At 45.7% G+C, this 20,302-nt stretch carries 13 protein-coding genes and 1 pseudogene; 13 read left to right on the forward strand and 1 reads right to left on the reverse strand.

The annotated features are described in order from the left end of the window. Positions 1 to 3 precede the first annotated feature (3 nt). Positions 4 to 696 carry a hypothetical protein gene (locus ACYQ4S_RS02665; RefSeq protein ID WP_459769198.1) on the forward strand — a complete coding sequence of 231 codons (693 nt, stop codon included), beginning with the start codon at positions 4 to 6 and terminating at the stop codon, positions 694 to 696. Between the two features lie 98 nt (positions 697 to 794). After that, entirely contained in the window at positions 795 to 1,121 is a 327-nt protein-coding gene (locus ACYQ4S_RS02670) for a hypothetical protein (protein ID WP_459769200.1), read from the forward strand. 78 nt (positions 1,122 to 1,199) lie between these two features. Here the strand turns inward: ACYQ4S_RS02670 and ACYQ4S_RS02675 are convergent, their stop codons facing one another. Beyond that, a complete protein-coding gene (locus tag ACYQ4S_RS02675; protein WP_459769202.1) occupies positions 1,200 to 3,437 on the reverse strand; it encodes a S8 family peptidase in 2,238 nt (745 codons plus the stop codon). A 274-nt stretch (positions 3,438 to 3,711) separates the two neighbouring features. On the opposite strand from ACYQ4S_RS02675, the gene ACYQ4S_RS02680 reads away from it, so the two are divergent. From ACYQ4S_RS02680 to ACYQ4S_RS02730, 11 genes and pseudogenes are all read left to right on the forward strand, one after another. Continuing rightward, entirely contained in the window at positions 3,712 to 4,995 is a 1,284-nt protein-coding gene (locus tag ACYQ4S_RS02680; protein WP_459769204.1) for a TIGR02679 domain-containing protein, read from the forward strand. A 20-nt stretch (positions 4,996 to 5,015) separates the two neighbouring features. Beyond that, on the forward strand, positions 5,016 to 7,073 hold the full coding sequence (locus tag ACYQ4S_RS02685; protein ID WP_459769206.1) for a beta-galactosidase: 2,058 nt from the start codon (positions 5,016 to 5,018) through the stop codon (positions 7,071 to 7,073). Positions 7,074 to 7,159: 86 nt separating this feature from the next. After that, the gene (locus ACYQ4S_RS02690) at positions 7,160 to 7,354 is read left to right on the forward strand and encodes a hypothetical protein (RefSeq protein WP_459769208.1); all 195 of its coding nucleotides are present in this window, start codon (positions 7,160 to 7,162) and stop codon (positions 7,352 to 7,354) included. A 163-nt stretch (positions 7,355 to 7,517) separates the two neighbouring features. Continuing rightward, positions 7,518 to 8,483: a LacI family DNA-binding transcriptional regulator gene (locus ACYQ4S_RS02695; protein WP_459769209.1), complete on the forward strand. Its 966-nt coding sequence runs from the start codon at positions 7,518 to 7,520 to the stop codon at positions 8,481 to 8,483. 900 nt (positions 8,484 to 9,383) lie between these two features. Continuing rightward, positions 9,384 to 11,051 (forward strand): annotated as a pseudogene (locus ACYQ4S_RS02700) (glycoside hydrolase family 13 protein); the annotation flags it as partial. Between the two features lie 243 nt (positions 11,052 to 11,294). Continuing rightward, positions 11,295 to 13,565 (forward strand): glycoside hydrolase family 65 protein, encoded by a 2,271-nt coding sequence (locus ACYQ4S_RS02705; protein WP_459769211.1) that lies wholly within the window; start codon positions 11,295 to 11,297, stop codon positions 13,563 to 13,565. Positions 13,566 to 13,806: 241 nt separating this feature from the next. After that, the gene (gene pgmB, locus ACYQ4S_RS02710; protein WP_459769213.1) at positions 13,807 to 14,469 is read left to right on the forward strand and encodes a beta-phosphoglucomutase; all 663 of its coding nucleotides are present in this window, start codon (positions 13,807 to 13,809) and stop codon (positions 14,467 to 14,469) included. Positions 14,470 to 14,480: 11 nt separating this feature from the next. Further along, positions 14,481 to 16,112: a glycoside hydrolase family 13 protein gene (locus tag ACYQ4S_RS02715; protein WP_459769215.1), complete on the forward strand. Its 1,632-nt coding sequence runs from the start codon at positions 14,481 to 14,483 to the stop codon at positions 16,110 to 16,112. A 402-nt stretch (positions 16,113 to 16,514) separates the two neighbouring features. Next, on the forward strand, positions 16,515 to 17,843 hold the full coding sequence (locus ACYQ4S_RS02720) for a sugar ABC transporter substrate-binding protein (protein ID WP_459769217.1): 1,329 nt from the start codon (positions 16,515 to 16,517) through the stop codon (positions 17,841 to 17,843). 173 nt (positions 17,844 to 18,016) lie between these two features. Next, complete coding sequence (locus ACYQ4S_RS02725; RefSeq protein WP_459769218.1) at positions 18,017 to 19,333, forward strand: carbohydrate ABC transporter permease; 1,317 nt, start codon at positions 18,017 to 18,019, stop codon at positions 19,331 to 19,333. Beyond that, the gene (locus tag ACYQ4S_RS02730; protein ID WP_346023892.1) at positions 19,333 to 20,211 is read left to right on the forward strand and encodes a sugar ABC transporter permease; all 879 of its coding nucleotides are present in this window, start codon (positions 19,333 to 19,335) and stop codon (positions 20,209 to 20,211) included. Before ACYQ4S_RS02725 ends, ACYQ4S_RS02730 begins: the two co-directional genes overlap by 1 nt. Positions 20,212 to 20,302 lie beyond the last annotated feature (91 nt).

Consider the following 20,302-nt stretch of genomic DNA (forward strand, 5'->3'; position numbering starts at 1 on the left):
CCTATGTTTAGACAATGGATGGCAGCTGAACAGTTTTACACGTTTACGTTGCCGGCTATAGCAATTGCCATGATCATATTGGCAGGAGTTTACCTGTTCATTCTGATCTACACCGACCGGAAGACGAGAGCGCAGAAAATCGGTCATCTGGTGTTTTTCAGTCTACTGATACCTGCTCTCATCTACGGCTTATGGGGCCACCGATCTCATAATTTCTGGCTTGATCAGAATAATTACATTCATCCGGGGATAAGAGACCGGGCAACGATTTTTGGTATGGAAACACACGAAGATCCAGCGATCGCCAGTGCCTACAGACGTTCTGAGAGCTTAGGGGAGAATCTGACTCAGCTTGAGATGTACGAAGATGAGGAAGTGACGCGCGACTTCCCCTATACCTATGTAGGCTCAAACGGCAGTCAGCATTATTTTTCATATGGAGAAGATGACGCTTATACGTTTCGGCTTGACGGTGTGGTTCACTGGTCTGAAGACTCGAGTTATCTGATCGGGCATGAGCACCGGCTGGTCGACGAGCAGTTCGAAGACATCGGCTTTTACAATGAACACCACATCATTTTTGAAGCCCTGCACTTGACCGACGATGAACAGGAAGTGGATCCGTCCCGTATGGAAAACTACTATTCAGTCACCGATATGATCGGAGGCTGGCTGTTTGGACGGCAGTTTTATTAATTGAGTATCAGACAGTGATATTTCATTTTAAAAAGATTGTATTTTCTGAGGTTGCCTTGTAGAATATAGTAAGTATATGAATTAAAGGAGTTTATAAAATGGATCTTGAATTATTCACGGAATTTAGATTGGTGTTTGGCATTATCCTGGCTATATTAGTGCTGTTTTTAGTTCTTTCTCTTGTTCCAAAAGGCAGAGACACTGTAGTGACTTTCTTTTCAGTTCTGGCTATTTCCATTTCACATCTGGCAATTGCTACAGCTTTGCTGATTGTTGAAAATACCTTCCTTGAAGACTTTACTTTAGAAGGGGATTCACTGACGTTCTACATGTTCCTGGGCGTTGTCCTGTTGGCTATTCTGAACCCGATTATTTACAAGCTTAGAAACAAGTCAGGGAGAAGACGGTCGTATTCATTTAAATAAATAGAAAAAGGATCGCCCAACGTCGGGTGATCCTTTTTTGTTCAGATATTACATTATATCGATCAGCTAATGGCCGTTCTACTGCTTAGGTTTACCTCCAAAGAAGTAGAATCCTCCACCAACTGAAGTCAGGATAACGAGGCCTCCAACCAGTACCACTGGGAGTTCGCTGTCTCCGTCACCGAATGAAGCACGTGTCGATTCTTCAGTTTCATCTTCTTCCGATTCTTCTTCAGGTTCCTCGGTTTCTTCTTCTATTTCTTCCGGTTCATCTTCAGGTTCTTCACTGCTTAAAATGGCAGCTTCGAGTTCTATCGGATCAAAGACAGCCATAGTCGCAACTGAAGCTGTTTCACCGACTACCGCGCTGTTAGTATAGGTGTCTCCCAGCAGAATCCATTCTTCCTGAGCCGTGTTCCACTCGTATAACTGGTGCTGATTGGCTTCAGCCTGTTCTGTAAAGAAGCGGTAAGTCATCTGTTCAGGGAAAGATGTAATCATCTGGTCATTCTGTTCAATTGAGAAGTCGATCAGATCGCTGTGAGAAGTCTCAATGTAGTCCAGAGGCTCCTGAACTGTTTCGAAAGACAGGAAAGCCTCTCCTTCAGTCAGGTTAGCTGCCGGAATGACCCATTCCATATCGATACGTGCAATCAGTAGTGTAATATTTCGGCTTCTGATCGATTCAACTTGTTCTGGAGTAAGATTGACTCGCTCAATATATTCCAGTGACGAGTCAAAGGAGATTGCCAGCAGGCCATTGTCTGCGACAGCTTCTAGGTCTTCGTCATCGATGACGGCCATCCCGTTCGTGTCTGAAGGGCGGATCCATACCGTACTCTGAAGAGGCTCTTCTTCTTCAGCTTCGTCTTCTTCATCAGCATCTGATACGTCGTCCTGACTATCTTCTGAATCCTGATCCTCGGATGGCTCTTTTTCAGGGGACGAATCGTCTTCCAGGTCATCCTGAGGGGATTCAGTATCGTCTATTTCTTCCGGATCCTGTTCTTCTCCATTACCGTTTTCATCAGTATCTTCATCAGTCATGTCGTCTTTTGTTTCAGTGTCGTCATCGGAGTCAGATTCCGTTTCATCTTCTTCAGTAGGGCCCTCTTCGACGTCTTCTTCGGGCTCGGGCTCTTCCATCTGTTCAGGAAGGTAATGAACGAGTCCGTATCCATAAATCGGATCTCGACCTTCCTCACCAAGGTCTCTAGCTTTTTCAGCCATCCGTGCTCTTATTTGAGCAGCTGATTCCTCTGGATATTTCTGCATCAGTAGTGCAGCAATTCCTGCGACGTGAGGAGTAGCTTGGGACGTGCCGGACATTGTTCTGAAACTATCCGGTCCATCGATGCCTAAACCTAATATTTGTAGACCAGGAGCAGCCAGTTCGTTTTTTGCTGAAATCATTGAGTCGCTTGCCCGATAACCATTCTGATCGACGTTAGCCACAGCGATCACTTCAGGATGAGCTGCCGGATAATCAATAATATTCTTATTTTCTGAGATATTTCCGCTGGCTGCAACCAGAAGGATCCCCTGCTGTTCGGCCAGTTGAATCAAGTCATGGATGTCTTGATTTTTGTTACCATAGCCTGAACTGATACTGATAATGTCCATATTTTCATTGATTGCCCACTGTAGTCCGGCTAGTAGGTTACTTGCATTAGTCTTGTCTCCGTCTTTCTGGTGATATACTTTTACACCATAAAGGTTTACTCCAGGTGCCACGCCTTGAGCACGCGACCCCTGGTTGGCACCAATGATGCTGGCGACATGTGTACCGTGACCGTCGTGATCGTTCGTCCAGTAGTCAGGGTTTTCTGTGTCATCTTCAAATATACTGTACCCACCGGCGTACTCAATATCACCGTGCTCATAGAAACCAGTGTCCAAAACTGCAACACGGACTGATTCGCCTGTGATGCCTTCTTCCCAGGCATTGAATGTACCGATCATGTCCTGATTCCAATCGTCGGCCTGAACGGGGTAACTGTGACTGGTGCTGGTTGTGTGCATCTCCTGATCATAGGTGATACGTTCGACATTCTCCATCTGGCTGATGTCCTTGATTGAAGAAGCTGGGACGGACATCGTCTGAACAGGAAGTAGTGTCATTGTACGTACATTTTTGAATTCCGGGTCGAGGTCTTCTTCTGCTGGAACCTCGCCGCTGTACCTGACGATAATATCTATGTACTCGTCAGAGTGATGACGGTCATGAGCCAAGGCTGAAGTGGCTGGTAAAAGTATACCAAGTACAAGAACCACTGCGCAGGCTGCACGCCATAGCATTACACGTTTTTTATTCACTAATTAAAAGCTCCTTTTTCTCAAAATTTCATTTGGGACATTGTGCTGTCTTTAATAGACATGTCTTTTAAAATGCTAATCTTATGCGATTTTTATAAAAAATGCGTCATTACAAGTATCTTATCACAAGCCGGAGATTGGTGAAGGGTTAAATGCATGTTAAAAATGAAAAAAATGAGAGTGTTGTCACAATTTGTTAAAAAAATGCAGAACAGGGTGGTTTAGTGGTAAGATGTAAGGGAAATCACCCGCAGGAAAGGAGTTACGTCTGAAAATGACTGACTTGAATGAAGCGATTCAGTTTTTTGAATCTCAGCCTGGAATGGATAAACTGTTCAAGCTGTTAAGAGATGAACTGCTTACGCATCGTAGAATCAAAGGACACGTTAAGTTGGATGGATTTTCTCTTATAGAGCTGGAGTCCATTGCTCATTTTTTTCAAGTATCCATTGATTCACTTAAAATCAAAGGCCGAGTTGACCTTGAAGCCTTCAACAGGAAACTGGATAGCCCGCCATTCAATGGAATTGATCTTACACAGTTGTTGGAGGCTTATTTTGACGAAAAGCTGCTGACATTATCTACTAAAGAAGAACGCTCGCTGTATCTTAAAACGCTGGAAAAGGAATTTTCCCTCCTGAAAGACTGGCTGGCTTATTTGCGCACCCATAGCCGAGATGTAAGATGGATCCACGATATGATAGAGGAGTCGAGCCATCAGTTTGAACAGCATGTGCTGTACTTATCCGAAGGCATCCGTCTGCTTCCGAGTCGACCGATCCGCCTATCTGTTTTCAGTCAGATCATCACATTGGACGCTGATGCTTTTCAGCCTTCCAGTCCATTAGGAAAACTGTGGCTGCATGTTCTGGCGGAAACGAAACGCCTGCATGCTATCGAACCGATCCGTCTGCCTGAAAACAGAAAAAATGAAGACAAGCTGTTGAAGGAGTTCAACTTGTTCAGAGAAGATATTTCTGATTCTGTTACGGTGGCCAATCTCTTTGCCGAGACTCAGACCGGGTATCATCCAATGTGGGAAGCAGCAGTACATTCGAGAAGTGTGCTGACTGTTCCATTGAGAGAAGTGATCAAGCTGACGGCGGTTTATCCGGCTCACGAAACCGGCATCGTTTATGTCGTAGATGATCCCGAGCTGTTTACCCGCATTCTGGATGAGGTGCCTTCGATACCGATGATCTGTACAAAAGAAGAGTGGACCTGTGCCATCTGGGAAGTCTTTGACCGGATCGAGGACAGCGGATTCAACATTCGCTTCATCGGGAACTTTACCCCAGAAGGCATCGTCCGGGCAGAAGAACTGCTCCTTCATTATCCGACGCAGTCCAGTACCTGGAGGATGGACATTCCAACCTATCTTAAATCTCGAAATCTCAATGAGTATTTGAGTGACAAAGACTGCGAACTGCTGGACAAGCATCATCTCGACTACCTTGCCTGCCTGAAAGATGAAATGAGAGACCGACGACAGGCGGGTTACCTGATGAATGTAGCGGATGATCTGATCAATGAACTGAAAACATATTACAATAAGTAGTGGGAAGAGAGGAATAACAAGTGGATAGAATAAGAGTAACTGACGACAAGCGCCTGCTCCATGGCGGCGACTACAACCCGGACCAATGGCTGGACTATCCGGATATACTTGAAGAAGACGTTAAGCTGATGAAAAAAGCGCACACCAACACCTTCTCTATCGGAATATTTGCCTGGGCGGCGCTGGAGCCTGAAGAAGGCGTATATCATTTCGAGTGGCTCGATCAAGTCATTGAACGGATCGCATCGATCGATGGGCGCTTTATTATGGCCACTCCGAGTGGGGCAAGGCCGGCATGGATGTCAAAGAATCATCCTGAAGTGCTGCGTGTCGATTCGCTCAGACGCAAGCAGCTCCATGGGGCGCGTCATAACCACTGTTTTTCTTCTCCATACTATAGAAGAAAAACGCAGGAAATGAATGCCCTGCTGGCGGAGCGATATGGCGATCACCCTGCTTTGCTGATGTGGCACATATCAAATGAATTCGGCGGAGAATGTCACTGTGGGCTGTGTCAGGAGAATTTCCGGGACTGGCTCAAAAATAAGTATGACAACGATCTGGACAAGTTGAATCACGCGTGGTGGGGGCCGTTCTGGAGCCATACGATAACAGAATGGGATCAGATCGAGTCGCCTTCACCGATTGGGGAAAGTGCTGTTCACGGCATGAATCTGGACTGGCGTCGCTTTGTGTCTTATCAGACAATCGACTTTTATAAAAATGAAATCGTTCCATTGAGAGAACGAACACCAAACGTGCCGATAACAACAAACTTCATGTCGGACAATCCGGAGTTTGTGCCGTTTACTGCACTTGATTATAGTCAGTTTGCCAAGGAAGTGGACGTCATCAGTTGGGACGCCTACCCGGCCTGGCATAATGATCAGGAAGATACACCGACGCTGGCCTCACGTGTCGCCTTCTTAAATGATCACTTCTACAATATGAAGCATCAGCCGTTCCTGCTGATGGAGTCGACACCAAGCCTGGTCAACTGGCATGATGTGAACAAAGCCAAACGTCCAGGAATGCATATCCTGTCTTCCATGCAGATGCTCGCACATGGGTCAGACAGCGTCCTGTATTTCCAGTGGCGCAAGTCCCGCGGGTCATCGGAAAAGTTTCACGGAGCTGTCGTCGATCACGACCGGTCCAGCGAAAACAGGGTCTTCAAGGAAGTGGCACAGCTCGGTCAGGCAATGGAAGATTTGTCGGATCATGTCGTCGGATACCAGCGCAAAGCGGATGTCGGCATTCTGTATGATGTGGAAAGTGACTGGGCACTGAAAGATGCTCAAGGCTTCGGACTGAAGACGAAGCATTACGGAGAAACCCTTCAGAAACATTATCAGGCTTTCTGGGAAAAAAACATTGCGGTAGATGTACTGTCAAAAGAAGATGACTTGGATCAATATAAAATTCTTCTGATTCCAATGCTTTACATGGTGTCTGAAGAAACGGTAGCCAAGCTTCAGGCTTATGTCAAGAACGGTGGAACGCTGGTTGGTACCTACATCACGGGGTTAGTTAACGAGTCTGATCTGACGTATCTTGGCGGCTGGTATGGCCCGCTGAAAGAGATGTTTGGAATCGAACCGACTGAAACGGATACTTTTTATCCATCGGATCGAAACTATGTCTCATACAAAGGTCAGTCCTATGAAGCGAGAGACTATGCGACACTTATGAATATGGCTGGAGCTGAAACGCTGGGAACTTATGAAGAAGACTTCTACAAGGGGACATCAGCGGTTACTCGAAATGAGTACCATAATGGACAGACGTATTATATCGGAGCCCGTCTTGACGATGCCTTTCATCAAGCATTCTACGGCGAACTGATCGATGCGCTTGGTCTGAAAGCTCCGCTGGATATCCGACATAACAGAGGCGTCTCTGTTCAGGCAAGAGAAGCTGAGGGCAGACAGACAATCTTCATCATGAACTTCACTGAAGAAACGCAGGCGATTGAGATCAGGGAAGATGTAACAGATCTGCAGACCAATTCTCCATTATCTGGGACACTTGATCTGGCGCCTTACGAGGTCAGAGTGGTCGAGAAAGTCGTAAGCTAGTTGAACGGTAGGGGAGGCTGATAACTGGAGCCTTCCCTATTTTGCTAGTAATTGTGATAGAACAAGTTGAGCATAGAGGAGAGACGATGATTTTTTCATTTTTGATGATGCTGGCTACTCTTTCAATGCCGATCTGTGCTATTGTGTGTGCCATGAATCGGGTAGCTGTTATCGATAAAGTACATAAAGACAAAGAGTATGACTACAATATGTTCTGGCTGACGGCTTTCTTTACTGTGATCATTACAGTTCTGACTTTCCTTCTGGTCGATGCGCTTTAATGAGGTAATCTGATTAGTTTTGTTTGGTTATCCGAGGTGAATCGGGCGGAACTTAAAAGTTCACAGTTTTCATTGAAAAAAACTAAAAGAGTGTGTCGATTCTTGTTATAATGTAGGGTGAATAGTTGAAACGAAAGATTGAGAAAGAGAAAGGAGAACACATTTGGTCACATTAAATGATGTTGCAAAAAAAGCCAATGTTTCCAAAATGACTGTTTCCCGTGTCATCAATCACCCGGAACAAGTGACCGATGAGTTGAAGCAGCTGGTCTATGAAGCCATGCAGGAACTGAACTACCGGCCGAATATTGCTGCCAAAGCATTGGCTAATAACCGAACTCAAATTATTAAACTGCTTATCCTTGAAGAAATGGATACCACTGAACCGTACTACATGTTTTTGCTGACTGGTATTGCGAATGAGCTGGATAAGTATGCGTACAGCCTTCAGCTTCTCACCCATAAAAACGTGCAGATCGGGGATTCCGACGGCTATATCGTCTGCGGCATGCGTGATGAACACAAGGAACTCGTGGAAAGTCTGAAGAAGCCGACAGTGATCTACGGTCAGAATGATATCGGCTACGATTTTGTCGACAGCAACAATCAGAAGAGTATGGAACAAGCAACAGAATATGCTATTCAGGACGGCTACGATAAGATCGTCTATATCGGTATTGATGTCGATCAGCCCTTTGCCCATGCCAGAGAAAAAGGCTATGCTCAAGTCATGGATGCACATGGTCTGGAAAAAAATGTCTACCGTCTGGAAAACCGCTCGAGGTATTCTGCTGCATTTATCCGGGAGAATCTTGATCGGTTCCCTAAGAACACGCTGTTCCTCTGCGCATCCGACCGTTTGGGGCTGGGTGTTATCCGGGAAATCAAGGAGATGGGATTTGATATCCCCAACGACTATGGCGTCATTGGACACGACGGCGTGTTCCTGGATCAGATCGCCTATCCACACCTGACGACCCTCAAGCAGTCTACAGCCGAAATGGGTGCAGCCTGTGCCCGAATGGTTCTGAACAAGGTGAAAGAAAATGGCAAGTCTCAAGGAAACGAGCTCTTTGAAACTGAACTGAAGCTGGGCGGAACGACCCGGAATCAGCCCGAAGTAAAGTGAAAAACCTGTAATCAAAGGGTAAGACTGAAGCGCACGACTGGCTTCAGTCCTTTTTTTGTTCAAAAATCTGTTTGGCAGAATATGACAAGGGGTCTGAAGAAGTGCTAGATGGAGTTCGATCTAGAAGATATGGAGATTAGTTTAGTTAGCGCGTGTCTAGCTGGAGGTCAGCTTTTGCTTTGGGCGAGGAACTGTAAGTAGAGCGGATCTAGTTATAGTTCCTGAAAAAGTAGGACCTGAAAGTGAAACGAGAAGCCCTCTAGCGGAAGCAATAAAGATTTTACAAAAATAAAGTGGAACTAGAGCCTTTCTAGCATCAGTTTATTCTCCCGAATAGGAACTAAACTATAAGTAGAATTGTCCTATCTGTAGTATGTACAAAAGGATCTTCAATAAGGTATAACTAGGCGCAGGCCTAGTTACATTTTAGATAGCATGGAAATATCTGAACTGCAAAGAGAATCGGTCGATGACAAGAATGGCAGAAAAGTAATAAGGAATTGATCAATTCTCTAATGTAGAAAGGAAATAGCTGTGGCTATTTCCAGCCGATCTTCAAGTGTCCTGAACCCTGAAAGAACTACTTTTTTAGATCCATTATCTTAATATAATTAAGGTATGATTATCTTTTCACCACCTTCGTTGTGGCCTGATGCGGAGCAGGGGTATTTTATGATGTACTGAGTCTGTCGGAGATGGGATGAGTGTCACTCAGTTTTTTAATTTTCCGGACGCTATAATCAGGCAGAGGTCAGCGCTTTGATTTCTGTTACCGATAACACTTTAAAACTGCTTGTATAATTACCTGTGGATGCTAGAATCAAGATGGAACCGCTTAATGAAAGCGGGAACGAGCGACTCAATTTATCAGAAACACACTAGTTAAAAGGAGACTTTAATATGGACACAGCTGCAATTTATCACCGTGCCGAGAGCGAATACGCTTATCTGTATGAGCGTGGGCATTATCATATCCGAATCCGGACGAAAGCGAATGATGTGCAGTCCGTTGAACTGCTGAGTGGCGACCCCTATTCACTGGACCAGCAAAAGTGGTTCATGAACGGGAAGGAAATGAAAAAAATTGCTTCAACGAACATGCATGACTACTGGATGATCGACACACATGAACCGACCAAGCGCATGGCATACGGATTCAGAGTTATCGGCAAGGACGGAATCGAGATTTTCTATTCCGATCAGGGTGTCTATCCTTTCGAGGAGATTTTCCTGAGCCAGATGAACTTCTATTTCAGAGTGCCTTATATTCATGAAATCGATGCGTTCCGTGCACCCCAGTGGGCTAGCGAAACCATCTGGTATCAGATTTTCCCGGAACGTTTTGCCAACGGGGATCCGACCAATGATCCTGAAGGCGTACTGCCTTGGGGAAGCAAGGAGCATCCATCGAGAGATGATTTTTACGGTGGAGATCTGCAGGGGGTCCTCGATAAGATGGATTATCTGGAAGATCTGGGCATCAACGGCATTTATTTCACACCGATTTTCAAAGCTCATTCGAACCACAAATATGACACTATTGACTATAAAGAAATCGATCCTGACTTCGGAGACAAAGCCTTATTCAAGAAAGTCGTGGAAGAAGCGCACAGCCGAGGCATTCGAATCATGATCGATGCGGTATTCAATCATGTGGGAGTTCATTCTCCTCAGTGGCTGGATGTCCTGGAAAATCAGGATCAGTCCAGATACAAAGACTGGTTCTATATTCACTCTTTCCCGGTCGATGATGTTGCCGACCTGAGCACAGAAGAGTTGGAAAATGTCGGACGGGTGAATTACGATACGTTTGCATTTACTGGACACATGCCTAAATTGAATACGGCCAACCCTGACGTACAGGAATATCTGCTGGATATAGCCACTTATTGGATCAAGGAATTCGATATCGATGCTTGGCGTCTGGATGTCGCTAACGAAGTCGATCACTTCTTCTGGAAGCGTTTCTTCAAAGAAACAACGGCAATCAAAGAGGATCTGTATATTTTGGGAGAGATCTGGCACTCCTCTCAGAACTGGCTGAACGGCGATGAGTTTCATGCAGTGATGAACTACGCCTTTACCGATACGATCGAGAATTACTTCTTCAAGAAATTCCTGTCACCGACCAGACTGGTATCCGGCCTGAACAGTCAGCTGATGCTTTACCGCCAGCAGACCACTGAAGTCATGTTCAACCTGCTGGATTCCCACGATACACCGCGTGTGCTGACGAAAGCAGGCAATGACAAGAATCTGGTGAAATCTGCCATGGCCTTCCTTTATGCACAACCGGGAGCACCATGCATGTATTACGGTACAGAAATCGGTATGGACGGGGGAATGGATCCGGACTGCCGCAAGTGCATGATCTGGGATGAAGATAAACAGGATCATGATATGCTGGCCTTCACTAAAGAACTGATTCATTTCCGTAAAATGTATTCAGACATCCTTATTTCCGGTGAAACAGAGTGGCATGACGTGAGAGACGATGAACAGTTCCTGGGATTCAAACGTAAACTCGGCAACAGAGAACTGTATTTCTTCTTCAATCAGGATGAAGAGGAAGCATTCCTGCCACTCATTCCGCGTGGGGCAAAGAAAGTGTTCCATCTGAATGATATTGCTGATGGAGATGAAACATTGCTCAGTCACAATGGATTTTCAGTCTTTTATTATGAAGATAATGAAGAAGAACGTAAAAAACGCCTGATGAAAAAACGTGACCGGGCCAAGAAACGTAAGGTTCTGATGGAAGCGATAAAAAAATAGACGAACTATAAATGATTAGGATTGGACGTGTAATGTATGGAACGTATTGCAAAGGTGGACCCGTGGAAGGTCATTTCTACAGATGTGAGTGAAAAGAAGCGCGTACAGGAAAGCCTGACCTCAATTGGAAATGGCTATATGGGTCTGCGTGGAAATTTTGAAGAAGGTTACTCTGGAGATACTCATATCGGAACGTATTTAGCTGGAGTCTGGTATCCGGACAAGACGCGAGTAGGCTGGTGGAAAATAGGCTACCCAGAGTATTTCGGAAAAGTGATCAACGCGACTAACTTTATTCCGGTCACAGTGCTGATCGACGGGCATAAGATGGACCTGGCTGTCGATGAAGTCAGGGACTACACCCTGGAACTGGATATGAAAGAAGGAATCCTGAACAGGTCCTTCGTATGGGAAAAGGACGGAAAGGCAATTGCCTTTAATTTCTCACGTTTTGTGAGTGCAGCTACTAAAGAGCTGGCCGTCATTCATGTAGAAGCGACCAGTCAAAAAGGTGATGCCTCAATTGAATTGATCCCTCATCTGGACGGTGATGTGGTGAATGAAGACAGCAACTATGATGAAGTGTTCTGGTTGGAAAGAAATCGCGGCCTGTCTCCATATCCCTATCTGACAACAAAGACGATCGAAAACAATTTCGGAACGGACCGATTCACCGTGACCATGATGATGGCGAATCTGACGGAAGGCCTAACAACTGAATCAGCGGCGGACTCTGAAATGAAGGTGGAAGAGCATGTAACCGGTCAGCTAGCTGAAGGGGAATCAGTGTCTTTGACTAAGCTGGTTTCTGTCATTACGAGTCGTGATGTAGAAGAATCCGATCAGATCGATGCTGCTGAACGCATCGTTGCTGAAGCAAAGGATAAAGGCTATACGAGTTTGAAAGAAGCTCACGTAGAAGAATGGGCACAGCGCTGGAAAAATGCTGATGTCATGATCGAAGGAGACGAGGCCAGTCAGCAAGGGGTCCGTTTCAATATCTTCCAGCTGTTTTCGACCTATTACGGAGAAGACCCGCGTCTGAATGTCGGACCTAAAGGCTTTACTGGAGAGAAATACGGCGGGGCAACCTACTGGGACACTGAAGCCTGCATCCTGCCAATGTATCTGTCAATCACAGATGAGGAAATTTCCAGACAGCTGCTGGTCTACAGACACAATCAGCTTGAACAGGCTCATATCAATGCTCAGAAACAGGGACTGAAAGGTGCTCTTTACCCGATGGTGACTTTTACAGGTATAGAATGTCACAATGAATGGGAAATCACTTTTGAAGAAATTCACAGAAACGGAGCGATTGCTCATGCGATCTATAACTACTCCACTTACTTCGGTGATGAGACCTACTTGCTGAATCAGGGGCTGGATGTACTCGTGGCTATTTCCCGATTCTGGGCTGACCGTGTCCACTATTCAAAGCGTAACAAGCAGTATATGATCCATGGCGTAACGGGACCTAACGAATATGAAAACAACGTCAACAACAACTGGTATACCAACACGATGGCAGCCTGGACGCTTCGCTATACGATGGCGTCTCTGGAAAAAGCATCCGAAGACCGCTTAAGTGCTCTGGCTCTTGAACCTGGCGAGACCGATAAGTGGGCGGATATTGTCGAGCATATGTACTTCCCTAAGGATGAAGATCTTGGAATTTTCGTTCAGCACGATACATTCCTAGACAAAGATCTGCGACCGGTAGATTCACTGAAACCAGAAGAACGTCCGATCAACCAGAACTGGTCATGGGACAAGATTCTGCGTTCACCGTTCATCAAGCAGGCCGATGTGCTTCAGGGGCTGTATTTCCTGAATCATGAGTTCACTCAGGAAGAGAAAGAAAAGAACTTTGATTTCTATGAGCCGATGACGGTCCATGAGTCGTCTCTGTCTCCTCTTGTACACTCTATTCTGGCATCCGAGCTAGGCAAAAAAGAAAAAGCCTTTGAAATGTACGAGCGTACGGCCCGACTTGATCTGGACAACTACAACAATGATACAGAAGACGGCCTGCACATTACGTCAATGAGCGGTGGCTGGCTGTCGATCGTTCACGGTTTTGCAGGCATGCGTACTCTTGAAGGACATCTCTCCTTCGAACCATACTGTCCGACACAGTGGACCGGCTATCAGTTCAAGCTCAAGTACCGCGGGCGTCTGATTGCTGTGCACGTGACTGCTGATGAAGTCGAATTCTCTCTTCAAGAAGGGGAGGCGCTGACCTTCACGCTTTACAACAAAGAAGTCACGCTTGATGGAACGCTGTCGCATGCGATAGAAAAATAATTGCAGTAAAGTAAAGGGGGAGGCTTCTCCCCCTTCTTTTTTAGTGAGGGGTGCCTGCATGCCTCGGTACTCAGGCGAAAAATCAGTCTGAGTTTGCTCCCAAACATATTTTTGTAGGAAAAGCTTATTCTAAATAGAGAAAAGCCGCCTGGACGGCTTTTAACCCCATTGTAATCATAAGGTCGCCTGTTTTCGCCAGGCGAAAACTAGTCCATTTATATAATAAACAGGAGGAATTGACATGATTAAAGGTTTGATTTTTGATTTAGACGGTGTCATTACAGATACAGCAGAATACCATTTTCTGGCGTGGAAAAGTCTGGCTGAAAAGATCGGCATAGAGATTGACAGAGAATTCAACGAACAACTGAAAGGCATCAGCCGCATGGAGTCTCTGGATCTGATTCTTAAGCACGGAGGGAAAGAAGAGGCATACACAGAAGAGGAAAAAGAGGAACTGGCTACGCAGAAGAATGAGGAGTATAAGGCATACATCAAGGGAATCACACCAGATGACCTGCTTCCGGGTATTGATACGCTATTGAAAGAAGCGAAAGAGAAAAATTTAGGGATGGTTCTGGCTTCAGCGAGTAAGAATGGACCAGAAATTATGGAAAGGCTGGAGATCATGGATCTGTTTGACGGAATTGTAGACCCTGCGTCACTTAAAGCTGGTAAACCGGATCCGGAGATTTTCATCAGAGGTGCTGAAATGCTGAACCTCAGTCCACAAGAATGCGTCGGACTGGAAGATGCCGAAGCCGGGATACAATCGATTAATAGCGCACATATGTTTTCTGTCGGAGTCGGATCCAGAGATGCGATGAAAGAAGCGGATTACGCAGTTGAAAGTACGGCCGACCTGAATCTGAAAACGATTCTTGAAAAAGCCAATCAGAACTGAGGAGGACAAGAATGAAGTGGTGGCAGAATGCGGTAGTCTATCAGGTCTATCCGCGAAGTTTTCAGGACAGCAATGGAGATGGGATTGGAGATATCCCAGGCATTACCAGCCGGCTGGACTACTTAAAAGAACTTGGGATCGATGCGATCTGGCTGAGTCCGGTCTATGCGTCTCCGAATGACGACAATGGGTATGACATCAGTGATTACGAGGCTATTCATCCTGAGTTCGGTACGATGGAAGATATGGATGAACTGATCGAAGAAGGTCAGAAACGAGGCATCCGAATCGTGATGGATCTAGTCGTCAATCATACGAGTGACGAGCATAACTGGTTTGTCGAAGCCAGAAAGAGTAAGGATAACGCCTACAGAGATTACTATATCTGGCGCGATCCTGTAGATGGACAGGCACCAAACGATCTGACTTCTGCTTTCAGCGGGCCAGCCTGGACACTTGACGAAGACAGCGGACAGTATTACCTGCATCTATTCAGCAGGAAGCAGCCGGATCTGAACTGGGAGAATGAACGGATGCGTCAGGATGTCTATAAGATGATGAACTTCTGGTTGGACAAAGGTGTTGGCGGATTCCGTATGGATGTCATTGATCTGATCGGTAAACTGCCGGATGAAGGATTGACGGCCAATGGACCTAAGTTGCATGATTACTTGAAAGAAATGCATGAGCACACGCTAAAGGGACGTGATGTGATAACAGTCGGTGAGACATGGAGTGCGACCCCTGAGTCGGCTAAACTGTATTCAGATCCTAAGCGCAACGAGCTGTCCATGGTTTTTCAGTTTGAACACATGATGCTTGACGAACAGCCCGGCAAGTCGAAATGGGATCTGAAAGAACTGGACCTGGTCGAATGGAAGCAAGTCTTGAGCAAGTGGCAGGTAGCCTTTAAGGAAGACGGATGGAACAGTCTGTTCTGGAATAACCACGATACTCCGCGTGTCGTTTCAAGATGGGGGAATGATGATACCTATCGTGTCGAAAGTGCGAAATGCTTTGCGATTCTTCTGCATCTGATGAAGGGGACCCCTTATATTTATCAGGGGGAAGAAATCGGCATGACCAACCGTTTCATTAGTTCAATCGATGAAGTGGACGACATTGAAAGTCGGAATATGTACCATGAACGGTTGGAGCAGGGCTACTCAAAAGAAGAGATTCTGAATGCCATCAACGTCAAAGGGCGCGACAATGCTCGGACACCTGTACAGTGGGACGGTTCAGAGCATTCCGGATTTACGACAGGCGAACCATGGCTCGCTGTTCAGCCGAATTATACAAGCATCAATGTTGAGCAAGCCGTATCAGACAAAGAATCAGTGTTCCATACATATAAGCAGCTGATTCAGTTGAGAAAAGATCATCCCGCAATCGTCTGGGGAGACTATACACTCTTGTTACCTGATCACCCGACGGTCTTTGCCTACGAGCGTTTGTACCGAGGGGAAAGATGGGTCGTTGTGGCTAATATCAGCGACGAGAAACAGCAGGTATGTCTGGACGACATGCCAAATGAGTATGATGTGATGGCAACCAATTACAACAGGTCAGTTGTTGACTGGAGATTATTGGATCTGAACCCTTACGAAGCCGTAGCGGTGAGAGCAGGGGAAACAAGCTAATTCATGACAGGCATACGTCTTTTTAACCGGGATCTTAACCAGAAAAGGGCGTATGCCTTTTTGTCTGCAGAAAAAATACGATTTATAATCAGTTACACCGAAACGATAATAACGGGAAATCATGGAACAGAGGTTGTGCATTATACACTCATATTAATGGTTAAAAATGAGAGGACGGCAGCAGTATATAGCTACAGGGATGTGACGTGATTCCTGATACCGGTAACATTGAAAAAACAATTGAAACATTTGTAAAAACCTTATATAGTTAAATTGTAATCACTTACATCACTCTTTCAGAACACCTAAGTAAACTGGTACCTTTACTTTATGCAACCGAAGGGGTAAAAGTGAAAACCATTCCAGAATAAATAAAAGTAAAAAGTAGGAGGAAGAAGAAGAATGATAAACAGAAAAGTGTTATACAAAGGAATGTTACTGCTTTCAACAGTTGGTTTACTAGCTGCTTGTGGTAACGGAGATGATGGGGCAACTGACGATACGACTGATGACGCAACAGAAGAAACAGTTGACGAAACAGGGGACGATACAGCAGAGGAAACGACTGATACAGCTTCTGATGAGGACGCTCCTGAAAAACCAGAATCATTACACATGTGGGTTAATAATGAAGAACAGCAGCTGGATGCTTATGAAGAAATTACAGCGCGCTTTACTGAAGAGTACGGCATCGATGTACAGATCACACCTTACGAAATGCTTGAGCAGCTTGACGGCATGAGCTTGGATGGACCTGCCGGACAAGGACCGGATCTTTTCTTCCAGCCGCATGATCGTATGGGAGATATTTACCTGCAGGGTCTGGCAGCTGAGCTTGATCTGACAGATGATCAGCTTGAACGCCTTGGAGAGTACAACGAAGAAGCGGTTCAGTCATTCAGCTTCGAAGGCATCCAGTTCGGAATCCCAGCAGTCGTTGAAACATATGCTCTATTCGTCAACAATGAGCTAGTACCTGAAGCACCTGAAACAATGGATGAACTGATGGACATTGCACGTGATCTGACTGGAGACGGCCAGTTTGGCTTCATGATGGATGCTGCTAACCTGTACTTCACATATCCGTTCATCACAGCTGACGGAGGATACATCTTCGGTCAAGATGAAAACGGCGTATATGATCCAACCGATATCGGTCTAAACACACCTGAAGCAGTCTCCGCTGTAGAAATGATTCAGTCATGGTTCGACGAAGAGCTTATGCCTCCAGGGACTGACCTTGAAGTAGCGAGTAGCCTGTTCATGGATGGACAGGTAGGTATGGTCGTCGACGGCCCATGGGCAATTCCTGACTACCGCGATGCAATCGGTGAAAACCTGCAAGTCGTAGAGCTGCCGACTCAAGACGGAGAGCCATTGAACTCCTTCTCAGGAAACAAAGGCTGGTTAGTCAACTATTTCACAGATCATGAGTACTGGGCAACTGAACTGGCACTATTCATTACTAACGAAGAAAACTCAACCACTTACTTTGAAGTTGCCGGTGAACTGCCAGCTCACACAGCTGTAGAAATCGACGATGAATTCATGGAACCAATCTTCGCACAGTCTCAGAACGCTCACCCAATGCCAAATATTCCTGAAATGTCTCAGGTTTGGGAGCCAATGGGAGACGCACTGCAGTTCGTACAGCAAGGGGACGATGTACAGGAAGTACTGGACGAAGCTGTTGCAAATATTGAAGCCAACATTTCAATGATGGGACAATAAGTCACCCAATATAGTGTGAAATCAAACTAATTTGAACAGGGGAGATTGAGCAGATGTGATGACTCAATCTCCTTGTTCGTATTAGTTCTTTAAAGTAATGAATGCATAGAGAGCGATGCTTTAAAGGCAGCAAAGTCCTTTTTAAATATTGGGCTGATAGAAGGAGAGAGATTATGCCTACTGACAGAAAAAATCAAAAAAACAAGCGTCCCGTAAATGCGGATCTGGACCATAGCCCTAAAAAAGCTATGCTGCTGTCCGTTATTCCAGGAATGGGTCAGATTTATAATAAACGACGATTAAAAGGTGCACTGATATTCATCCTGTTTGCAGCTTTTACTGTAATGATGTTTGACTTTATTGCTTCCGGATTACAGGGGCTGATTACCCTGGGAACTGAACCACGAGTGGACGATTCACGTGTGTTCCTGATTGAAGGAATTTTAGCTATCATATTCACTGTGTTCTACGGTGTGTTTTATACGTTCAACCTTCAGGATGCAAAAAAAGAAGCGCAGAAAATCAGAGACGGATGGCGTCCAGGAGGCGTTATGGAGAACTTCAGGAATTCATGGGATGCCGGTTTTCCTTATATTCTGATCGGCCCAGGATTCATTCTGCTGGTCTTCGTGGTCATCCTGCCGCTGCTCTTCATGGCTTTCCTGGCTTTTACAAACTACAATTTGTATAATGCCCCGCCTAGAAACATTCTGCAGTGGGTCGGCTTCGAAAACTTTGTCAGACTGGTGACCATCGCGGAATGGCGCACCACTTTCTTCAGTGTTCTGTCATGGACACTGACTTGGACATTCGTAGCAACGACCTTGTCTATCGGACTGGCTATGTTCCTGGCCATCCTGACAAATGACAAGCGACTGAAAGGCACACGTATCATCCGGACGATCCTGATCTTACCGTGGGCTGTTCCAGGATTCGTGACGATCATTATTTTCTCAGCATTATTCAATGACAATTTTGGAGCAATAAACACAGATATCATTCAGCCACTGTTCAATACGACTATCCCGTGGATGTCTAACGTCATGTGGAGCCGGATCGCGATCATCATGATCCAGGTATGGCTTGGCTTCCCGTATGTTTACGCGCTGTTTTCCGGTGTGCTTAAAGGAATTTCGGATGACTGGTATGAAGCAGCGGATATGGACGGAGCAACACGCTGGCAGAAATTCAAGGAAATCACTTTCCCGCATTTGATGTTTGCCACAGGGCCGATCCTGCTGACGCAGTACACATTCAACTTCAACAACTTCAACATTATCTATCTCTTCAATGAAGGGGGACCAGCTGTGCGCGGACAGAATGCCGGTGGTACCGATATCCTGATCTCATGGGTTTACGGGCTGACATTCACCAACTCTCAGTTCAGTATGGCTGCAGCAATTTCACTGATTCTCGGACTGATCGTGGCGACCTTCGCTTTCTTCCAGTTCCGTCGTTCACGATCATTTAAAGAGGAGGGGAACTATTAATGAGTAAAATCTTCGAACGCATGCAGAAGAGACAGTTCACGCGCAAGCAGAAAAGCAAGCTTGAAGTCGCGATGATTTATCTGATTCTGGCCGTCATGTTCCTGATCATTTTCTATCCGCTGTTCTGGGCCTTTGCCATTTCAATGAACACGGCATCTAACTTATTTACAGCGTCCCTTTCTCCGGAAAACTGGTCTCTGGATAATTACGTCTGGCTTTTTACCAATCCAAGAAGTGACTACCTGCAGTGGTATCGGAACACCTTGTTCGTTTCCACAATCGTAACGGTAGTAACGACGCTGCTGGTCAGCTTTACAGCCTATGCATTTTCGCGTTACCGTTTCAGAGGACGCACGTACGGCTTATATGCCTTCCTTCTGCTTCAGATGTTTCCAGTTCTGATGGCAATGGTGGCTTTATTCATCCTGCTGAACACGATTGGCCTTATTGACAACCTATGGGGACTGATCCTGATTTATATCGGAGGAAACATTCCGATGAATGCCTTTTTAGTCAAAGGTTACCTGGATACCCTGCCTAAATCGCTGGATGAATCCGCTAAAATGGATGGTGCCGGACACTTCAGAATCTTTTTCCAGATTCTGCTGCCGCTGGCAAAACCTATTTTATCTGTGGTGGCCCTGTTCAACTTCATGGCCCCATTCATGGACTTTATCCTGCCTCGTATCGTGTTGAGAAGCCCTGAAAATTTCACATTGGCTCTGGGTCTGTACAACTTTGTCAACGCCCAGTTTTCCAATAACTTCAGCCGATTCGCTGCCGGAGCGGTACTGATCGCTATTCCGATCGCCACAGTTTACCTGCTGCTGCAGAAGTACCTTATTTCAGGTCTTGCCGCCGGTGCCACCAAAGGGTAATACAACTAAAGCTCTCCTTACGCCTTCCGTAGGGGGAGTTCTTTTTGCTCAAAATTGAAAGCGTTAACTAAAAAGAAGAGGAGTCTGAGTA

Source organism: Alkalibacterium sp. s-m-28 (genome assembly GCF_054658175.1).

Bases quoted from the DNA above. Each gene is read 5' to 3' on its own strand.
- ACYQ4S_RS02665 (WP_459769198.1), top strand. From the start codon at position 4: ATGTTTAGACAATGGATGGCAGCTGAACAGTTTTACACGTTTACGTTG.
- ACYQ4S_RS02670 (WP_459769200.1), top strand. From the start codon at position 795: ATGGATCTTGAATTATTCACGGAATTTAGATTGGTGTTTGGCATTATC.
- ACYQ4S_RS02680 (WP_459769204.1), top strand. From the start codon at position 3,712: ATGACTGACTTGAATGAAGCGATTCAGTTTTTTGAATCTCAGCCTGGA.
- ACYQ4S_RS02690 (WP_459769208.1), top strand. From the start codon at position 7,160: ATGATTTTTTCATTTTTGATGATGCTGGCTACTCTTTCAATGCCGATC.
- ACYQ4S_RS02705 (WP_459769211.1), top strand. From the start codon at position 11,295: ATGGAACGTATTGCAAAGGTGGACCCGTGGAAGGTCATTTCTACAGAT.
- pgmB (WP_459769213.1), top strand. From the start codon at position 13,807: ATGATTAAAGGTTTGATTTTTGATTTAGACGGTGTCATTACAGATACA.
- ACYQ4S_RS02715 (WP_459769215.1), top strand. From the start codon at position 14,481: ATGAAGTGGTGGCAGAATGCGGTAGTCTATCAGGTCTATCCGCGAAGT.
- ACYQ4S_RS02720 (WP_459769217.1), top strand. From the start codon at position 16,515: ATGATAAACAGAAAAGTGTTATACAAAGGAATGTTACTGCTTTCAACA.
- ACYQ4S_RS02725 (WP_459769218.1), top strand. From the start codon at position 18,017: ATGCCTACTGACAGAAAAAATCAAAAAAACAAGCGTCCCGTAAATGCG.
- ACYQ4S_RS02730 (WP_346023892.1), top strand. From the start codon at position 19,333: ATGAGTAAAATCTTCGAACGCATGCAGAAGAGACAGTTCACGCGCAAG.